Here is a 20,247-nt window from a genome sequence, read left to right as displayed (position 1 = left end):
ATTCATGTGATTTGTAGGATTCTGTATCGGTTTCTTTACTTTTAGAGGAAGGTATGTGATGCAGGCTCAGGTTCTGGATGCGCCCACAAAGCCGACGACGGCGACGAAAACCGTGTTGGTGGAGAAGCGTGACGGGCGGATTGTTGATTTTGATCCGGTGAACATCATCGCCGCGGTCAAGTCGGCCTTTAAGGATCTTGACAAGGAAGTCGGTCCTGAAGAAGAACAGATGATTCGCGATCTTGCCAACAGCATTGAAGGCGAAGTCAAGGAGCGTTACAGCGGTCCGGCCAAGATCGAGGACATCCAGAATCTGGTCGAGCACGGTCTGGTCGAGAACCACCTTTACGACGTAGCCCGCAACTATACGAACTATCGGCTGAACAAGGATATCGATCGTGCTAAGGCCACCGATATCAACGCCGCCGTCGACCGCTTGGTCAACAAGGATGAGACGCTGGTGCGCGAGAACGCGAACAAGGATTCCAATGTCTACGCCACCCAGCGTGACCTGCTTGCCGGCGCCGTCTCCAAGGCTTCCGCCTTCTCGATGCTCCCGAAGCGCGTCGCCAACGCCCATATGAAGGGCGACATCCACTTCCACGATGCCGATTATTCGCCGTTCACCGCCGAGACCAACTGCAGCCTGCCGAATTTCGCCGACATGCTCCACAACGGTTTCGAGCTGGGCAACGCGATGATGGACACCCCGAAGTCCATCGGCACCGCCGCCACGCAGATCACGCAGATCATCAAGGACATCGCGGGCGACCAGTACGGCGGCCAGACCGTCAACCGCGCCGACGAGATGCTCGACGAATACGCACGCAAGGACTATAAGAAGTTCCTTGACCAAGCGCACACCATGATTCCGGATTCCATGCCGGAAGATGTGGCTCAGCAGATCGTTGACGGACTCAAGGCCAATGAGCCCAAGACCCTGCACTTTGATGCCGATCGCAAGCCGATTCCGCAGGATGTTCCCTTCCATACCGACGTGTCGCGCATGGAACAGATTCGTGAGATCTATGCCAAGATTATGACCCGCAAGGCCATCTATGACGCCATGCAGACCATGGAATATCAGATCAATTCCAACCGCGTCTCCAACGGCCAGACCCCGTTCGTCACCGTTGGCTTCGGCCTCGGCACCTCGTGGTTCGCCCGCGAGATCACTCGCTGCATCTTCCTGGTGCGTATCCTCGGCCTCGGCCGCGACCACCACACCGCGATCTTCCCGAAGCTCACCTACGCCGTCAAGCACGGCGTCAACTCCGAGCCCGGCGACCCGAACTACGATCTGAAGCAGCTCGCGCTCGAGTGCTCCACCAAGCGTATGTACCCTGACATTCTTTTCTATGAAAACCTCGTCAAGATCACCGGCTCCTTCAAGGCGCCGATGGGCTGCCGTTCGTTCCTGCCTGCCTGGACCAACCCAGACACCGGCAAGGAGGAAGAGGAAGGCCGCATGAACCTCGGCGTTGTCACCGTCAATATTCCGCGTATTGCGCTGGAATCCCGCGGCGACAAAGATCGTTTCTGGAAGATCTTCGACGAGCGTATGGATGTCGCCCACGAAGCCATGCAGTTCCGCATCATGCGCTGCAAGCAAGCCAAGCCGATTAATGCGCCGACGCTTTATCGTTACGGTGCTTTCGGCAGGCTTGATGCCAACGACAACGTCGACCAGCTTTTCAACCGTGACCGTGCCACCGTTTCACTCGGCTACATCGGCCTTTACGAAGCGACCAGCGTCTTCTATGGCAAGGATTGGATGACCGATCATAGCTGGGACGCGGATGGCAAGGAATTCGCGCTTTCGATCGTTCGTAAGATGAACGCGCTGTGCGCCAAGTGGGCCAAGGAAGAGGGCTATCACTATTCGCTCTATTCCACGCCTGCCGAGTCGCTGACCGACCGCTTCAACCGTATGGACCGCGAGAAGTTCGGCCGTGTGCCGGGAGTGACCGACCACGACTTCTATACCAACTCCTTCCACTATCCGGTCTGGCTCTCGCCGACCCCGATGGAGAAGCTCGATTACGAGAAGGACTTCCCGTACTACGCTTCCGGCGGGTTCATCAACTACTGCGAGTTCCCGACCCTGCAGACCAACCCGAAGGCGCTCGAGGCCGTGTGGGATTACGCCCACAACATCGGTATCGGCTACCTCGGCACCAACACCCCGATTGACCACTGCTACGTCTGCGGTTTCGAGGGCGACTTCGAGCCCACCGAAGAGGGCTTCAAGTGCCCCGAATGCGGCAACTCCGATCCTGACAAGTGCAACGTCACCAAGCGCACCTGCGGCTACCTCGGCAACCCGGTGCAGCGCCCGATGGTGCACGGCCGCCACGAGGAGATCACGCATCGTGCCAAGCACATGAGCGGCGAAACCGGCCATGTGGTGCTGAAGGACGGCACCGAGCGCGAATGGTACGAAGAGGCCAAGTAGTTCGGTAACGTTGTAAGGTTACGTAACCTTACGTAATGTAAAAGAGCAAAGGCGGTTCATCGTTCGATGTGCCGCTTTTACTTTGCCTGAAAATTCGTGTGACCTTCGCAACGAATGCGAATCAAGTCAAGACAAGGAAAGCGACAATGGGAAAACTGGCAGGCGGTAAGCTGCATGATTTCGCGGCGGACGAGCAAAACCGCGGGCCCTGGATTCCAACGAAGTATGCCAACAATCCCAAGGCGGGCCAATGGACCAGCGGCAAGCTCAGCCACGACATGATTGCCGACTACAAGCCGCTGGTGATGACCGATGGCGAAGGCATCCGATGCTCCATCTACGTTGCGGGTTGCCCGTTCCACTGCGTCGAATGTTTCAACGAATCCATCTGGGACTTCCAGGCCGGTCATCCCTATACGCAAGGCCTTGAGGACAAGATCATTAGGGATCTTTCGCAAAACGTCGTCCAAGGTATTACATTTCTTGGGGGCGAACCCTTGCTCAATACCGGTGTACTGCTGAAACTTTCCAAGCGTATCCGCAAGGAATTCGGCCATGATAAGGACATCTGGTGTTGGACCGGTTATACATGGGAAGAACTGATGCGTCCCGGCGAAAGCGCCGACAAACTCGAGCTGTTGCATTATGTTGACATACTCGTGGATGGACGCTATATGAAGGACCATCACGATTCTCTGCTGCAATTCCGAGGATCCAGCAACCAGCGCATTCTCGATGTGCCCGCCTCGTTGCGTGCGCACGAAGAAACCGGTACATCCGCACCCGTGATCTGGCCCAAACTCCATGACCAGCACCGCTTCATCCCCGAGGTCTACGGCAAAGACCGCTCCGCCGGCGAAGGCGCTGCCAGTTAATTGCGACAACGGTGACTTGCATGAATCATTTCGTTTGTCAAGAGATGTAGGTCACAATACTTGCCTCTGTAAGCTGAATCATTGCGAAGGGTCCGGTTACTGGGAAGTCCAACGACTAATCTGACTAAATAGTATGTGTGTAAGCTCACAGCGTTTTAGGCGCCAGATTACGCAAAACGCCGGGAGATTACGAGGAATGGTAAGGATTCAGGCATGGCTGACGTGATGAAAACCAAGACAACGGAGCATGAAGTTACGCCCCTGCAGGTCGGGCTCGATATCGGTTCAACTACGGTCAAGGCCGTCGTGCTGGACAAAAGCAACGACTTGAAGGATGTGCTCTTCTCGGATTATCGGCGGCACAATGCCAATGTTCGCGCCACGGTGGCAGGCCTGCTGCGTGACATCAAGAAGCAGCTTGAGCAAGAGGGACGCGGCTCCCAGCCGATCAATCTCGCCATCACCGGTTCCGGCGGCTTGGGCTTGGCCGACGATATGGACGTTCCGTTCGTCCAGGAGGTCATCGCCGAGACCAAAGCCATCGACCAGGTCTATCCCGAAGCCGACGTGATTATCGAACTCGGCGGCGAAGATGCCAAGATTACCTATCTGAAGCCGACTCCCGAGCAGCGTATGAACGGTTCCTGCGCAGGCGGCACCGGCGCGTTCATCGATCAGATGGCCACTTTGCTGGACACCGATGCGTCCGGCTTGAACGATATGGCCAAGAATTACAAGCTGCTTTACCCGATCGCCTCGCGTTGCGGCGTGTTTGCCAAGTCCGATTTGCAGCCGCTGATTAACGACGGCGCCGACAAGCCCGATCTGGCCGCCTCCATTTTCTCCGCCGTGGCTACACAGACCATCGCAGGTCTCGCCTCCGGCCGTCCGATTCATGGCAATGTCGTGTTCCTCGGCGGGCCGCTCTTCTTCCTTTCCGAGCTGCGCGAAGCCTTCGCCCGTGCGTTGGAAGGCAAGGTCGACAAGTTCATCGTCCCCGAGAACGCCCACCTTTATGTGGCATACGGTGCCGCGCTGATGTGCGGTGACGACAACGAGCTCGATAGTGGTCAGCATTTCGAGCCTCACAGTTGCCAGGAGATCATCGACGACCTTGAAGCTTTGAAGAACAAGCCGGTCGACACCGCCACGATGCCGCCGCTTTTCCCGACTGAAGAGGACCGTCGTAAGTTCAACGAACGTCACGGCAAGGAACAGGTCAAGGTCGGTACGCTTGAAGGTGCGAAGGGCCCGCATTTCTTGGGCATCGACGCCGGCTCGACCACCATCAAGGCGACGCTGATCAACGACGACCGCGAGATTGTTTGGTCGTCGTATGGCACCAACGACGGCAGCCCACTTGATGCGGCCGTTGAAATTGTACGCAAGATTGAAAAGGCGTTGCCTGCCGAGGCATGGATTGCGCGTAGTTGCGCCACCGGTTACGGCGAAGGGCTGATCACCACCGGTCTGCACTTGGATGAGGGCGTGGTGGAGACCATGGCGCATTATCGCGGCGCCGAAATGGTGAGCCCCGGCGTCACCGCCGTCATCGACATCGGCGGGCAGGATATGAAGTACCTGGCCATCGCCGACGGTGTTATCGACTCGATTTCCGTCAACGAGGCGTGCTCGTCCGGCTGTGGCTCGTTCCTGCAGACCTTCGCCTATTCCATGGGTTTGACCATTGAGGAATTCACGCAGGCCGCGCTCAATTCCGACCACCCGGTCGACCTGGGCTCGCGCTGCACTGTGTTCATGAACTCGTCGGTCAAGCAGGCGCAGAAGGAAGGCGCGAGCGTCGAAAATATCGCGGCCGGCCTGTGCTATTCTGTGGTGCGCAATGCCCTTTATAAGGTCATCAAGCTGCGTGACGCTGGCCAGCTCGGCGACACCATCGAAGTGCAGGGCGGCACATTCCTCAACGACGCCGTGCTGCGCGCCTTCGAGCTGTTGACCGGCAAAGAGGTCACCAGGCCGAATATCGCAGGCCTTATGGGTGCGTTTGGTGCGGCGCTGACCGCGCGTATGCACTATGAGGATGCCCACGATACCGACGAGACTGCGGAACATACCAAGTCGGCCATCGTACAAGGTGATGAACTCGATCATCTGTCGATGACCTCCGAGCGCGACGTGTGCAAGCGTTGCCAGAACCGTTGCAAGCTCACCATCACGACCTTCCAGGACGGTTCGCGCTATGTCACCGGTAACCGCTGTGAACGCGGCGCCGACGCCAAGGCCGAACGCAGCGACCGTCCGAATCTTTACGATTACAAGTACAAGCGTGTCTTCGCCTATCGTCGCCTGACCGATAAAAAGGCTTACCGCGGCGAAATCGGCATCCCGCGGGCGCTCAATATGTACGAGAACTATCCGTTCTGGTTCACGTTGCTTACCAACCTTGGTTTCAAGGTCCGGCTTTCCGGCCGATCCAGCCACGAGCTTTTCCAGACCGGCATCGAGTCCATCGCTTCCGAGAACATCTGCTACCCGGCGAAGATGGTGCACGGGCATATCAAGTGGCTGCTCGACCGCGGTGTCAAGACCATTTTCTATCCGTGCGTTTCGTACGAGGAGAACCTGGTCGAGGGCGATACCGACAACCATTACAACTGCCCGATCGTTGCCAACTACCCGGTGGTGATCGAAGCCAACATGGCCGAGCTGCGAGAACCGGGTATCCGTTATATGCGGCCGTACTTCAACCTTGCTGACCACGAGCTGATGGTCGACCGCATCGTTGAAGAGTTTGCGTGGACCAACGTCACGCGCGAAGAGGCCGAGAAAGCCGTCAAGGCCGCTTACGCCGAAGACAAGATCTTCAAGCATGACGTGCAGCAGGAAGGTCTGCGCGCACTCGCCTATATGAAGGAACACAACTGCCGTGGTATCGTGCTTGCCGGCCGTCCTTACCATATCGACCCGGAAATCAACCACGGCATCCCCGAGACTATCTGCTCGCTGGGGATGGCGGTGCTTTCCGAGGACTCCATCTGCGAGCTGCAACCGGGCGAGAAGCTGCACCTGAGCGAATACCTGAGCAAGGATGAGAAGGATCCGCGCACCAAAGACGAAGGCGGGTTCCGCGAGGTCGGCGACCGCAAGGTTATCAATATGCCGCTGCGTGTGGCCAATCAGTGGGCCTACCATTCCAGGCTTTACGTGGCGGCGAATTTCGTCGCGTCCTATCCGGGGCTCGAGCTCGTGCAGCTCAATTCCTTCGGCTGCGGCATCGACGCCATCACCACCGACCAGGTCAGCGAAATCCTTGCGGACAAGGCCGATGTCTACACGTTGCTCAAGATCGACGAGGTCAGCAACCTTGGTGCGGCGAAGATTCGTCTGCGCTCGCTCAAGGCGGCCATCGAAGAGCGCGAGAACAATAAGGCGAAGCTTAAGAAAGCTGCGGATAAGGCTGAACTTGAAGCAAAGTCAGCTGCCGACGATGTTGCAAACATCTCCGAGACCGCAAACGAAGAAGATGCCATGGAATCTGCACAGACTACTGCTGAGGAAGCAGCCAAGAAGGCCGCTGAAGCGAAAGCTCGCGAAGAGGCCGCTGCCAAGCGCAAGGCTGAGCTCAAGGACGCCGAAAGCAAGCTCGAAGAGGCCAAGGCACAGCTCGCTGCCGCTCAGGCTGCTGTCGATGCTGCCGAAAATCAGGCGCAGAATGCCAAGCAGAATATTGACTCTGCTGCCGCTGATTCAGCTAATTCTGCTGAAGACTCCGATAACGTTGAGGTTCCTGCCGACAAGCAGGGCGAGTTCCGCAAGACTGGTTCCGAGGCCCCGACCCCAGGCCGTCAGGTGTTGCTCGACAGCGTGATGAAGGCGAATCCGAAGCTTACCGAGTCGATGAAGGAAGCGTCGCGCCGCGCCAACGGCGAGACTGTAGCGACAGGCAGTGCGAAAACTGACCGAGCCAATGTCATCTCAAAGGATGGCAAGAAGTCCGCAAGTAAGTCCGCTGCAGGTAAAACCAAGAAACGCAGCAAGGGCACACTTTCCGCTTACGCCCACAAGGTTCGTTTCCAAAAGGACATGCGCCGCGACTACACCATCGTCGCCCCGCAGATGAGCCCGGTGCATATGAGCCTGGTCGAGTCCGTCATCCGTTCCGGCGGCTACAAGTTCGACGTGCTCAAGATGGCCGACCAGCAGGATGTGGAGACCGGCCTTAAGTATGTCAACAACGATGCCTGCTACCCGGCCATCATGGTCGTGGGGCAGCTAGTCGATTCGATCATCAAGGGCAAGTACGACCCGAACAAGGTTTGCTTGGCTATCACCCAGACCGGCGGCATGTGCCGTGCGACCAACTATTACGGCCTGATCCGCAAGGCGCTGGTTGACGCGGGCTATCCTCAGGTGCCTGTCATCGCGCTTTCCACACAAGGAATCGAGGACAACCCCGGTTTCACCGCGACTCCGACGCTGCTGTGGCGCGCGGTGAAGGCGCTCGTCATCGGCGATCTGCTGATGAAATGCCATTATCGTGTTCGTCCTTACGAAAAAGTGAAGGGCAGTGCCAACCAGCTTTACGAGATGTGGGATAAGATCGTGCGCGAGACGATCGAGCACCACGGCCATTCCGCGACCGCCAAAGCCAAGATTGGCAAGGGCTATCTGCCGTATCAGACGCTTTTGAACGAGATTGTCAAGAGCTTCGACGCCCTGCCGCTGCGCAACATTCCGCGCAAGCCGCGCGTCGGCGTGGTCGGCGAGATTCTGGTGAAGTACCACCCGGATGCCAACAACCACCTGGTCGACCAGATCGAGGAACAGGGTTGCGAAGCCGTGGTGCCTGGCATCATGGAATTCATGACCACCCGTCCTTATATCACCGACTGGAACGAAAAGAACACCGGTATGGGCGGCAACAAGAAGGCCTACGCTGTGATGCGCTGGGGGCTCGATCGGATTCTGAACCCGGTGCGCCGCGCTATCGATTTGTCACATGGCAAGTTCAGCCAGGACACCCCGATGCCCGAACTCGTCAAGCTCGCCTCCACCGTCACATCAATCGGCGTGCAGGCTGGCGAGGGCTGGCTGCTGACCGGGGAGATCTTGGAGCTCATCAAGTCCGGCTGCCCGAACGTCGTGTGCGCTCAGCCGTTCGCCTGCCTGCCCAACCACGTCACCGGACGCGGCATGTTTGGCAAGATTCGTCGCTTGCACCCCGAGGCCAACATCGTTTCGATTGATTATGACCCAGGTGCTTCGGCCGCCAACCAACTCAACCGCATCAAGCTGATGATCGCCGCCGCCAAGAAGGCCGACCAGAAGCTGGCCAAGGCCGACTGAGTCACTGTTCGAATGGCTTAATGGGCTAAATGTGACGCTCTAGAGCACCTTAGCGTCACATTTAGCCCATTATCTTACTGATTTACATTAAATGCGACGCTAAGAGTGGGGAAGGCGTCGTGTTTAGCCCACTATCTTATTTACCACTCAGCTCGCCAATATTGCGGTGCGGCAGGAATGTCCTGACGCGGAACGCCGAGACGTGCGGCGGCCATCGCAGGCCAGTGCGGGTTGCGCATGGCGGCGCGGCCGATCGAGACTGCATCGACCTGGTGAGTGCGCAACATCGTCTCGGCTTGCTCTGGGCAGGAAATGCCGCCGACCACGCTCACGACGGCATCGGTGTCGGCCAATGCCTGCTTCATCTGTGCGCCGAGGACGGCGTGGAAACCCGGGCCGGAAGGCTGCAGCGGAGTGTTGACCAGTCCGCCGGAGGAGACGTCGACCCAGGTGATGCCGTGGTGCTTGACCAGTTCGCGCATCAGTGGTGCGGTGGTCTCGATGTCAAGCCCGCCTTGAACCCAGTCGGTGGCGGAAATACGGATGCCGAGCGGTTTCGACTTCGGCCACACGGCACGAATGGCGTCAACGACCTCACAGATCAGGCGCGAACGGTTTTCGAGACTGCCGCCGTATTCGTCGGTTCTAGTATTGGTCAGCGGTGAAAGCGCCTGATGGAGCAGATATCCGTGGGCGGCATGAATCTGGATGGCATCGTAGCCGGCGGCGTCGGCCCGTCGGGCGGCGGAGGCGAAGTCCGAGACGATCTGCGCGATTCCGGCCTTATCCAGTTTCGTGGTCGGCCGGTAGCCTTTGGCAATGGATTCGTCGGTCATACCGACCGTCTGCCATCCACCGTCTTCGAGAGACGCGGAACCGCCATGGACTCCGGGAAGCCAAGGCTCACCTGAAGCCCGGCCGCCTGCGTGGTTGAGCTGCACGGCCGCAGCCGCGCCCTGCGAGTGAATGAAGGAGACCAAGTGTCGATGAGCTGCTTCCTGTTCGTCGCTATATATTCCGAGGTCAAGTGGCGAAATCCGTCCGACAGGATTGACCCCGGTCGACTCGATGGTCAGCAACCCGAACCCGCCGGCGGCAATGGCACCATAATGCTGCAGATGCCAGTCGGTGGCTACGCCGTCCATTTTCTCGACGGCATACTGGCACATGGGGGAGAGGATGGTGCGGTTGCGCAACGTGAGTCCCGTTCCGTCCGAGGTGGGCAGGGTCAGCGGCGAAAACAGCGTGCTGCGATTATCCGTGGTCATAAAGTGCTCCTTTGATTGTCAACGATTAAGATATCTTCATTCTAGATGGTTGATAGCATTGCAGCTTTTGCAGGCTTAATTTGTATGCCTGACGTGCGCTTCTCCTATACTGGAAACCATGTCAAAAGCCAAGCAGCGCCGAATCCGCAAGTCTCCAGAGGAACGCAAGAAGGAGATCACGCAGGCAGCTGCCAAGCTGATCAGCACGAAGGGGTTCAACGGCATCTCGCTCAAGGACGTGGCGGATGAAGTCGGCATGAGCCAGCCGGGACTTTTGCATTACGTTGGTAGCAAGGATGGCCTGCTCTCGCCGTTGATCACGGATATCTATGACACGACGGGAACGCCGGATGATTTTCTGAAGTCCGGATTGCCGGGCAGCGATCCGCAAGGCCCGTTTTTCCCTGCGTATCTGCGATTTCTGGTGCGGCATAATGCGGGTAGAAAGATGATGGTCCAGCTCTATATGGTCTTGGAAACGGAATCGTTCAATCCCTCCCACCCGCTTCACCGGTATTTCGACGAACGTTCTGATTCGGTATGGGGATATTATTCGAAATTCGATTGGGCTTTGCCTCCAGAATTTCGTCCGTGGACCGACAAAATGCGGCCGGTGGTCAGACAGTGTACCGAGGTTATGGACGGCATTCAGCTCCGTTGGCTGCGCGATCCGCCGATCGATCTCTACGATGAATGGCTGGGTTTCGAAAAAATTATTTTTCCGGATGAGGTATGGCGACATTATCGCTGAAATGGTATTGCTACGATGCGTTATGGAAATAATGCCAAGCATAAGAGTTCTCATTCGGCAATACGGGAAAAATATATATTCGAAGTAATGTTTCATGATTCTAAATCAATTTATCTAGTATTTATAAGTTATTTATCGGTTTTCTAATTTCGTCATAAATGACAAAAATAATTATTTATAACGAGAATTAACACGAAATTGCCGTTATTGAAGGAAGAAACGGCTAAAAAGGTGGAAACCGATGAAAACGACAATGGAAATTATTAATTATCTGATTTGACAAAAAATGACAAACTTATTATTATCGCATTTATCTAATAGGTAGTAGATAAGTTCAAAGACGCTATCGTTGGATACATCATTGTTGATAATGAAAGAAGTGGATCAATGAGTGATTCCATAGTCGCCAGCAAAGCCGAGCGCCTTGCCGAGCACAATGCTGCGATAGAGGCAGCGGAAAAAGATCCGGATCTGAGCCCTGAGACGGGTCAAAAGGTCCCCAAGAAAAAGCTTGTCCGTTTCGGCGCAGGGTTCTTCATGTTCGGCTTATTCTGGATGACAGGTCTTGGCATCGTCTCCATCGTGCTGCTCCCGGAACATTACAAACAGGTTATCGGCGTACGCCCGGATGTGCTCATAGGCAATGTCAACGCCTGCACCGCTGTGGCGTCGTTGGTTGCCAACCTCGTTTTCGGCACTTTCTCGGACCGCTCACGTTCGCGTTTCGGTCGCCGTACCCCATATATTCTCTTTGGCGGCGTGCTTGGCGGGGTGATGCTCTTCCTGACGGGCACCACCAACAATGCCATTCTCCTTACCGTCTACTACTGCCTGTGCATGGTTGGTCTGAACTGCATGATTGCCCCTGTGACGGCCACTATTTCCGATCGTATTCCTTCGGGTGTGCGCGGCACCATGTCCGCATTCTTCGGTGCCGGTTCAACCATCGGTTCGCCGATCGGCTCCCTGATTGGCGCAAGGTTCGTCACTAATCTGCTACCGGGCTTCGCCGTTGCTGGCGTCCTGATGTTCCTTGGCGGCGTGGTTGCCGTTATCCTGATTCCGCGGGAGGAATCCGCGGATTATCTGCCGCCGGCCAAGAAAGGCTTCAAGGACATCGTACTGTCGTTCCGTCCGCCGAAGTTCTCCACGGGCCACGATTTCTACAAGGCTTTCGTCGGTCGTCTGTGCATGCTCATCAGTTACCAGATGATTGGCGTCTACCAGATGTATATCGTCGAGAATTACATTGGCCAGTCCGTCAAGCAGGCCGCGAACACCATTTCGGTGATTTCTGTGATTACCATGGTCGTCTCACTGCTTGGCTCCATCGTCGCCGGCCCGTTCTCCGACTTCATCGGGCGTCGTAAGGTCCCGGTCGTCGTCGCCTCCGTGTGCTTCGCCATTGGCATCGCGATGCCTTGGATCTTCCCGTCTTCGATGGGTATGTATCTTTACGCAGCCATCGCCGGTTTGGGCTTCGGCGTCTATTCCTCCGTTGACCAGGCATTGCTCGTCGACGTTCTGCCGAACAAAAACGAGGCTGGCAAGGATCTCGGCATCCTGAACCTTGCCACCACTCTGGGCCAGATGTGCGGCCCGCTGATCATGGCACGCATCGTGGTCTCCGTCGGCTATTCGTTGGCGTTCCCGGTAGCCATCGCGCTCGCGTTGATCGGCTGCGTCTTCATCATGTGGATCAAGGGCGTCAAGTAAATCTTACGGACTTGCCTTGAATGAGGTTCTGTATCGCTGGCTTTCGTCGGGTTGTGGAACAGCGGACATTGTTCCGCAACCCGTGCGGAATCACAAAATATGATAGAAAGATTTTAAGAAGGGCGGAGTGATGACTGCAGTATGGATTGCATCGACTCCTGATGCGAAATTGGTGGAGACGACGTTGGCGTTGCCACAAAACGGTGCTGTTCACGTAGCTGGCAACAACAGCGATACCGGCGGGCTGAAACTGACCGGTGAGACATTCCAGAAAATCCGCGGCTTTGGTGGGTGTTTCAATGAGCTCGGCTGGCAGGCGCTCACCAAATATACGGACGAGGAAACTGCCGAAACGGTGTTCCACGAGCTGTTCGGCCAAGACGAAATGAACTTCCGTTTCAACCGCGCTCCGATCGGTGCCAACGATTTCGCCGAAGAGTGGTACAGCTACGACGAAACCGACGGCGACTACGACATGAGCCATTTCAGCGTCGAGCACGATGACAAAACGCTGGTTCCTTATATCCAGCGTGCGCAGAAGTACCAGCCGGATATGCAGCTTTTCTCGAGCCCGTGGAGCCCGCCGACGTGGATGAAGTTCCCGAAGGCCTACAATTTCGGCCGCATCGTGATGACCCCGGAAAATCTCACCGCCTACGCCAAGTATTTCGTGCGTTATATCCAGGAATACGCCAAGCGTGGCATCAAAGTCACCCAGCTGCACGTGCAGAACGAGGTCTTCGCCGACCAGAAATTCCCGAGCTGCCTTTGGTCGAGCCACGACCTCAAGATCTTCATCCGTGACTATCTCGGCCCGGCCTTCGAACACGAGGGCATCGACACCGACATTTTCCTCGGGACGATGAACGGCCCGGAGGACATGTCGTGGACCGGCGGCTACGGGATGAAGCTCAACAACTACAACCGCTTCATCGATGACATTCTCTTCGACGAGAAGGCGTGCGGCTACATCAAGGGCATCGGCTACCAGTGGGCCGGGCAGAACGCCATCGCCCGCACCCACGAATCGTGGCCGGAACTCGAGCTCGAGCAGACCGAGTCTGAGTGCGGCGCCGGCGACAACTCCTGGGCCTACGCGGAATATGTCTTCCACCTGATGAACCATTACTTCCGCAACGGGGCCACCGCTTATGTCTATTGGAACATGGTGCTGACCGAGATCCTGAGTACGTGGGGCTGGCAACAGAACTCGCTCTATACCGTCGATTCCAAGTCCGGCAAGCTCACACGCAACCCGGAGTGGTACGTCATGCGCCACTTCTCGAAGTACGTGAAGCCGGGTGCCGTGCGGCTCGGCACGACCGGGCGCTTCAACTCGATGGGCATCGCCTTCCGCAACCCCGACGGCTCCATCGTCGTGGTGGTGCAGAACGCACTCGAACGTCCGTTGGACTTCAGCTTTGAAGACCCGGACGACGCAACGCATACGGTGAAGGCGAACCTCGCCCCACGTTCGTTCAACACCTTCGTCATCGACTGAAGGTTGCATTAGCGGATTGCGATAACCGCTGACAAATTTTGCGGGTGTGGTCGTCGCTTGTCGTCGACGGCGGCCATGTCTGCATTTTAGTATTTTTGTGTATTCAATGAAGATGACACGTAAGACAAGGATGAATAACTATGAGTGAAGCGAACCGGACGGCGAAGCTGCCGGACAGGATTCTTTTCGGGGCGGCATATTACGACGAATACATGCCGCGCAGCCTTGACCGCGTCGAAACGGACATGGAGATGATGCGGCATATTGGCATCAATACCATCCGTATCGCCGAATCGACGTGGAGCACGTGCGAGCCGCAGCCCGGTATCTTCGATTTCTCGCATATCGATCGCGTCCTCGATGCGGCGCAGCGCCACGGCATTTCGGTCATCGTCGGAACGCCGACCTACGCGGTGCCGACCTGGCTGGTGCGCATGCATCCCGACGTCCTCGCTGTCACCCCCAATGGCCCCGGCAAATACGGCGCACGGCAGATCATGGATATCGTCAACCCTACGTACTGTTACTATGCCGAGCGGGTCATCAGAAAGCTGATCGCCCATGTCGCCCAAAATCCTGCGGTCATCGGCTATCAAGTCGACAATGAGACGAAATACTATGATTGCGTTTCTGCCGATATGCAGGCGTTGTTCGTAAAATATCTTCGCGAGCGTTTCCATGACAATCTGGATGAGCTCAATGCCACCTTCGGCTTAGATTATTGGTCGAATTGTATCAATGCCTGGGAGGATTTTCCTGACGTCACCGACGCGATCAACGAGTCGCTGCGTGCCGAGTTCGACAAGTTCCGGCGCTCGCAGGTGGCTCAATATCTGGCTTGGCAGGCCGACATCGTGCGCGAATACGCCAGGGACGACCAGTTCGTCACCCATAATTTCGACTACGAATGGCGTGGTTATTCCTTCGGCGTGCAGCCTGCGGTCGATCATTTCAAGGCGGCCAAGGCGCTGGATATCGCCGGTGTGGATATCTATCATCCCACCGAGGACGAGCTGACCGGCAAGGAAATCGCGTTTGGCGGCGACATGGCCCGCTCGATAAAGGGCGGTCAGAACTATCTGGTACTGGAAACCGAAGCGCAGGGCCAGCATGGCTGGTTGCCCTATCCTGGTCAGCTGCGGCTGCAAGCCTACAGTCATCTGGCCAGCGGTGCGGACAGCGTGATGTACTGGCATTGGCATTCCATCCACAATTCCTTCGAGACTTACTGGAAGGGCTTGCTGAGCCATGATCTCGAGCCGAACCCAACGTATGAGGAGGCCGGTGTTTTCGGGCGGGAAATTGCCCGGCCCGAGGTGCAGAGGCATCTCAAACACTTGAAGAAACGCAATCAGGTCGCCATCATGGTCTCCAACGAAGCACTGACGGCACTGGACTGGTTCACGCTGGAAACCGGGTTCCCGGCGGATGGCGGGCTTCGCTATAACGACATTGTCCGAATGTATTTTGATGCGTTGTTCGAGCTGAACGTCGAAGTCGATTTCGTGCCTACCGACGTTGACACCGAAAAGCTGAGCCAGTACAAGCTCGTGGTGACCCCGGCGCTCTATTGTGCTTCGCAAAACACCATCGACACCTTGCGGGATTATGTCAAGGCAGGCGGGCATTTGCTTTCGTCGCTGCGTTCGTTTGTCGCCAACGACGATGTCACCGTTTGGCATGACCGGGCTCCGCACGGACTGACCGACGTGTTCGGGATGAGCTACAACCAGTTCACGCGGCCGAACAATGTCGGTGTTGTGTCAGCGGGGAAGGTTAGCGATATCTCCATGTCGGCTTCCACCGGGACAGGAGTTGAAACGCGGGCCAAGGCGTTGATTGAATTGCTCAAGCCGAATGACGATGATACGCAAGTGCTGGCCCGTTATCAACATCCAGTGTGGAGGGCGTACGTGGCGATTACTCGCCATGCTTTCGGTTCTGGTTGGGCGCAGTGGGTCGGTACCGTTCTCGATGCCGACACGACTCGCACGGTACTCGCCGAAGCCGTTAAGGTGGCGGGTGTCAAAGTGCTGGGTGCCGATTTGGCCGGTCAGGTGACGGTGCGGTCTGGGTTCGACCGGCTTGGGAAGCGTATTGTTTATTTTCTGAATTACTCGCCTGCCCCTGTGTCCTTCGCTTTTCCGATATCCGGCAAGGTCATCGTGGGCGGCGTCAAGGTCGCATCCGACGGCTCGGCTGCCGAAGATCCCGCGTCTGGTCCGGCGTCGGGAGAACGGATTAGAAGCGGAACCGGGCTGACGATTGGCCCTTGGAATCTCGTCGTTGTTGTCGCTGAAGGAGATGAGGACTGATGCTTAGACGAGTATTGGCATGCGGGTGTTTATTCGATGTATCGTTCAACATCGGATTGTGAATCGTAAGGCAATATAAGTTCGTTATAATAAATCAAAAATTCAAGGATGATAGTCATGAATACAAATGAACAACTACCGTATCAAAACCCAAATTTAAGTGACAACGAGCGTGTCGCCGATTTGTTGGGTCGTATGACGCTTGAGGAAAAGGTCGGGCAGATGCTTCAGCTCGATGCCCGTGGAGGCGATTTGGAACATCTCGTCGTCGAAAGGCACGTCGGCTCGATCTTACATACACGCCCTGAGGATTTGCCAAAAGCGGTCGAGATGGTGCGCACGCAGACCAGGTTGGGCATTCCGCTGGTCATCGGCGACGATTGCATTCACGGTTATTCGTTCTGGCCCGGTGCCACTATTTATCCGGAAGAGCTGGGCATGGCCTCCTCCTGGGACCCGGCAAAGGTTGAAAAGGCTGCTCGTGCCACGGCTGAGGAAGTCTCTACTACTGGTGTGCACTGGACGTTCTCACCGGTGCTCTGCATCGCACGCGATACCCGCTGGGGGCGTGTGGGTGAGACCTTCGGTGAGGATCCGACACTGATTGGTGAATTCGGTTCCGCCATGGTGCGGGGCTATCAGGGCGGTGCCAAGGCAGGCGAGCCACTGGCGAAAGATGCCATCCTGGCTTGTGCCAAGCATTTCGCGGGATATTCTGAAACGCAGGGCGGACGCGACGCCAGTGAGGCCGATCTTTCGCACCGCAAGCTGACTTCGTGGTTCCTGCCGCCTTTCGAGCGGGTAGCTCGCGAAGGGGTTGGCTCGTTCATGCTTGGCTACGAGTCCATAGAAGGCGTGCCTGTGACCTACAACCACTGGCTGCTGAACCAGAAGCTTCGCGGCGACTGGGGCTACAAAGGCATGCTGGTTACCGATTGGGACAACGTCGGCCGCTCCGTCTGGGAACAGAAGATCAAGCCAGACTTCGTCCATGCCTCGGCCGATGCGGTCAAGGCAGGCAATGATCTGGTGATGACCACCGAGCAGTTCTATGACGGGGCGCTAGAAGCGGTCAAGTCCGGTCTTCTCGAGGAAAGTGAGATTGACGAGGCCGTATCCAGGATTCTTGCGGTGAAGTTCCGGCTGGGGCTTTTCGAGGACCCGCGTCTGCCCGACCAGAAGCGGATCGATGCCGTTATCGGCAGTGAGGCGCACCGCCAGACCAATCTTGAACTGACCCGTGAATCGATTGTGCTGTTGCGTAATGGTTCGCGCTCTTGGGGCTGCGTCGACATGAGAAAGAATGCCGATGGTTCTTGCGATGATGCCGATAGTGATGCTTCAGAGGCCAGCTCACAGAAGACGGTAGGTGTCAACGATGCAAACGGCGGCAACGCCGGGACTGAAGACATCGTAAGTACTGAACAAGTCAATGATGGCGGCAATGACCTTTCGAAGGCAGACAAGGCAGTGCTGCCGCTCGATGGCAAAGCCATCCACCGTATCGCTGTTGTCGGTCCGCTCGCCGATGATGCCCAGACTCAGTTGGGTGACTGGGCCGGCAATTCCGGTCAGGTTTCCTGGATGCCGGAAGGCCAGCCACGCGACATGATCACGACTGTGGTCGACGGCCTGCGTGCCATTGGCAAGGATGACGGTTTTGAAGTCACCTATGCCAAGGGTGCCGAAGTGGTGGAGCTCGTCGACGATCCTGCCGGCCCGGTATTCCCGGACAATCAGCCGCGTCCGAAGGTCGCCCAGTCCGCGCCGTTCAATCAGGGGCAGCTTGACGAAGCCGTTGCCGTTGCCAAGACTGCCGATGCCGTGGTCGCTGTCGTAGGTGATGTCATTCCGCTGATCGGTGAAGGCCGTTCGACTGCAACGCTCAAGCTGCAGGGTGGACAGGTGGCGCTGCTTGATGCGCTCGCCGACGTGGCTAAAGAGCAAAGCAAGCCGTTCGTCGTCGTCTTGATGAGCTCGAAGCCTCAGGTGCTTCCAGATAGCGCTTTGAACGCCGATGCTTTGCTCTGGGCGCCGAGTCCGGGCATGGAAGGTGGCCGTGCCATCGCCGAAATTATCATGGGTATTACTGCCCCGAGTGGCCGTTTGCCGATTACTTTTCCGCGTGATGCCGGCCAGCTGCCGGTCTACTACAACCAGATTCGTGGACAGCACGGCTGGCGCTATGCCGACCTCACGCAGGACCCGGCCTTCGCCTTCGGCGAGGGCTTGAGTTATACCACCTTCGCTTACGGTGATCCGCAGATCGAAGGCGGCGATACGACGTTCGCCGTAGATGATACGTTGCATGTTTCGATAGACGTGACCAACACCGGCAAGCGCGTCGGCACCGAAGTGGTACAGGCCTATGTCGGCGATTTGGTGACGTCGGTGAGCTGGACGGATCGTGAGTTGAAGACCTTCCGCCGGGTCGACCTGAAGCCGGGGGAGACCAAGTCGGTCACGTTCGATATCCCCGTTTCGGTCTGCTCCATCGTCGATGCAGATGCCAACCGCATCGTCGAGCCTGGCGAGTTCGAGCTGCTGGTCGGTCATTCTTCCCGTCGCCGCGACCTGAAGCGCACCACGTTTATGGTTGAGTGATCATTCGTAACGGTAAGTTCGGGAATGTGTGTGAATCTCTAGTGGATGCTGGCGGATTCACACACATTTTTCTTTGATGCGCTGTCCGGTGTTCTCTATGTGCATGGTTCAAGCAGAGTAATGCGCAACCCGCGTAATTACTCGATAAACCGGATGTAAGAGAATACGATATAAAGTATGAATACTACTCCATGGGTGAGTTACGCGCACGTCGGCGCGAAGGTGAACGGCAAACATGTGGACAGTCTGCTGCGCTTCTTCGAATCCGGCGCCAAGCCTGAGCGCGACGATGGCTACGGGGTCGAGATTGAGCACCTTCCTGTGCGCAACGGCAGCGACCGGGCGGTCAGTTACGCCGAAACGAACGGCATCGAAGTGTTGCTGGAGCGGCTTCGTCCTTATTATGACGCCGACAAGGAGTTCGTTGAAGATGGTCATCTACTGGGGCTTGCGCGTCCCGGTATCAGCCTTTCGCTAGAACCGGGAGGGCAGTTCGAAACTTCCATCGGTGTATTGCATACGCCGCAGGAGTTGCTCGATATTTATGGCAAGTTCCGCGGCGAAATCAATCCGATTCTCGACGACCTTGGATTTCGTCTGATCAATTATGGCTACCAGCCGGTCACCAGTTTTGCCGATATCAAGATCAACCCCAAGCGTCGCTACGCGGCGATGAACGATTATCTCGGCCATGTTGGCGCCTATGGACCTTGCATGATGCGCTGCTCGGCTTCGACCCAGGTGAGTATCGACTGCAGCGACGAGGCGGATGCCGTTGCCAAAATGCGTATCGGCTCCGCACTCGGGCCGATTATCTCTATGTTCTTCCGCAATTCACCGTATTTCGAGGGTGCGGTAAACCCGTTCCCACTTCTGCGTCAGCGTATCTGGGACAAGGCCGATCCGCAACGAACCGGCATCACGCCGGGTCTTTTTGACCCGCGGTTCGGCTGGGAAGATTATGCCCGCGACGTGTTGGCCACGCCGATGATGTTCGCCGATCTGACCCACACCCCGGAAGCGGCAGGCTTGAGCGAGGACGAGCAGGAATTCGTGGCCTTCAAGCGCAACGCTGCCGATATCTACCCGGACCGTGAGCTTAATGCCTACGAGGTCAGCCACATTCTTTCGACCCATTTCAATGACGTGCGCCTGAAGAATTTCGTGGAGCTACGGCATTGGGATTCACTGCCCATCGAGCGCGCTGAATTGCTGACGCAAACCGTCAAAAACGTCTTTTACGACGATGCCAATTTCGCCCGTTGGAAGTCGTTCGTCGAAGGTCTTTCGATTGTCGACGTCGAGCTGGCCAAGGACGATTTGCAGGCGCGTGGCATGGATGCCAAGCCGTTCGGTAAGCCCATGGACGAATGGCAGCATGCATTGGGTCTCGAAAATACCCGGGCCGACATCCCCGGTGACCCGGTTCATCCCGATGTGTTTCAGAGGTGAGGC

The 20,247-nt window shown here is 56.8% G+C and carries 10 protein-coding genes; 9 read left to right on the top strand and 1 reads right to left on the bottom strand.

The genetic code is table 11. The features are described from left to right. Window positions 1-58: 58 nt before the first annotated feature. The 3 genes from nrdD to OZX72_RS07170 all read left to right on the top strand — a co-directional run bounded on the left by nrdD (window position 59) and on the right by OZX72_RS07170 (window position 8,637). Entirely contained in the window at window positions 59-2,455 is a 2,397-nt protein-coding gene (gene nrdD / locus OZX72_RS07180; RefSeq protein WP_277158016.1) for an anaerobic ribonucleoside-triphosphate reductase, read from the top strand. Window positions 2,456-2,610: 155 nt separating this feature from the next. Then, window positions 2,611-3,330, top strand: coding sequence for an anaerobic ribonucleoside-triphosphate reductase activating protein (gene nrdG, locus OZX72_RS07175; RefSeq protein ID WP_277159403.1), 720 nt, complete (start codon window positions 2,611-2,613; stop codon window positions 3,328-3,330). Between the two features lie 213 nt (window positions 3,331-3,543). Then, entirely contained in the window at window positions 3,544-8,637 is a 5,094-nt protein-coding gene (locus OZX72_RS07170) for an acyl-CoA dehydratase activase-related protein (RefSeq protein WP_277158015.1), read from the top strand. A 140-nt stretch (window positions 8,638-8,777) separates the two neighbouring features. Here OZX72_RS07170 and OZX72_RS07165 read toward each other — a convergent pair whose 3' ends face one another. Next, a complete protein-coding gene (locus tag OZX72_RS07165; protein ID WP_277158014.1) occupies window positions 8,778-9,905 on the bottom strand; it encodes a tRNA-dihydrouridine synthase in 1,128 nt (375 codons plus the stop codon). Window positions 9,906-10,023: 118 nt separating this feature from the next. On the opposite strand from OZX72_RS07165, the gene OZX72_RS07160 reads away from it, so the two are divergent. The 6 genes from OZX72_RS07160 (at window position 10,024) to OZX72_RS07135 (ending at window position 20,244) form a co-directional block, all read left to right on the top strand. Further along, window positions 10,024-10,656 (top strand): TetR/AcrR family transcriptional regulator, encoded by a 633-nt coding sequence (locus OZX72_RS07160; protein WP_277158013.1) that lies wholly within the window; start codon window positions 10,024-10,026, stop codon window positions 10,654-10,656. A gap of 387 nt (window positions 10,657-11,043) precedes the next feature. Beyond that, a complete protein-coding gene (locus OZX72_RS07155) occupies window positions 11,044-12,372 on the top strand; it encodes an MFS transporter (RefSeq protein ID WP_277158012.1) in 1,329 nt (442 codons plus the stop codon). Between the two features lie 130 nt (window positions 12,373-12,502). After that, window positions 12,503-13,873 (top strand): glycoside hydrolase family 30 beta sandwich domain-containing protein, encoded by a 1,371-nt coding sequence (locus tag OZX72_RS07150; protein WP_277158011.1) that lies wholly within the window; start codon window positions 12,503-12,505, stop codon window positions 13,871-13,873. Between the two features lie 140 nt (window positions 13,874-14,013). Next, complete coding sequence (locus tag OZX72_RS07145) at window positions 14,014-16,188, top strand: beta-galactosidase (RefSeq protein ID WP_277158010.1); 2,175 nt, start codon at window positions 14,014-14,016, stop codon at window positions 16,186-16,188. Window positions 16,189-16,305: 117 nt separating this feature from the next. Further along, a complete protein-coding gene (locus OZX72_RS07140) occupies window positions 16,306-18,792 on the top strand; it encodes a glycoside hydrolase family 3 N-terminal domain-containing protein (RefSeq protein ID WP_277158009.1) in 2,487 nt (828 codons plus the stop codon). Window positions 18,793-18,969: 177 nt separating this feature from the next. Further along, a complete protein-coding gene (locus OZX72_RS07135; protein ID WP_277158008.1) occupies window positions 18,970-20,244 on the top strand; it encodes a glutamate-cysteine ligase family protein in 1,275 nt (424 codons plus the stop codon). Window positions 20,245-20,247: the final 3 nt, after the last annotated feature.

The organism is Bifidobacterium sp. ESL0769 (assembly GCF_029395495.1).
Taxonomy (GTDB): Bacteria; Actinomycetota; Actinomycetes; order Actinomycetales; family Bifidobacteriaceae; genus Bifidobacterium.
This window is presented reverse-complemented; position numbering and strand designations above follow the sequence as displayed.

Excerpts from the sequence above, each read along its gene's own strand:
- nrdD (WP_277158016.1), top strand. The coding sequence starts at position 59 with ATGCAGGCTCAGGTTCTGGATGCGCCCACAAAGCCGACGACGGCGACG.
- OZX72_RS07165 (WP_277158014.1), bottom strand. The coding sequence starts at position 9,905 with ATGACCACGGATAATCGCAGCACGCTGTTTTCGCCGCTGACCCTGCCC.
- OZX72_RS07140 (WP_277158009.1), top strand. The coding sequence starts at position 16,306 with ATGAATACAAATGAACAACTACCGTATCAAAACCCAAATTTAAGTGAC.
- OZX72_RS07170 (WP_277158015.1), top strand. The coding sequence starts at position 3,544 with ATGGCTGACGTGATGAAAACCAAGACAACGGAGCATGAAGTTACGCCC.
- OZX72_RS07145 (WP_277158010.1), top strand. The coding sequence starts at position 14,014 with ATGAGTGAAGCGAACCGGACGGCGAAGCTGCCGGACAGGATTCTTTTC.
- OZX72_RS07155 (WP_277158012.1), top strand. The coding sequence starts at position 11,044 with ATGAGTGATTCCATAGTCGCCAGCAAAGCCGAGCGCCTTGCCGAGCAC.
- OZX72_RS07135 (WP_277158008.1), top strand. The coding sequence starts at position 18,970 with ATGAATACTACTCCATGGGTGAGTTACGCGCACGTCGGCGCGAAGGTG.
- OZX72_RS07150 (WP_277158011.1), top strand. The coding sequence starts at position 12,503 with ATGACTGCAGTATGGATTGCATCGACTCCTGATGCGAAATTGGTGGAG.
- OZX72_RS07160 (WP_277158013.1), top strand. The coding sequence starts at position 10,024 with ATGTCAAAAGCCAAGCAGCGCCGAATCCGCAAGTCTCCAGAGGAACGC.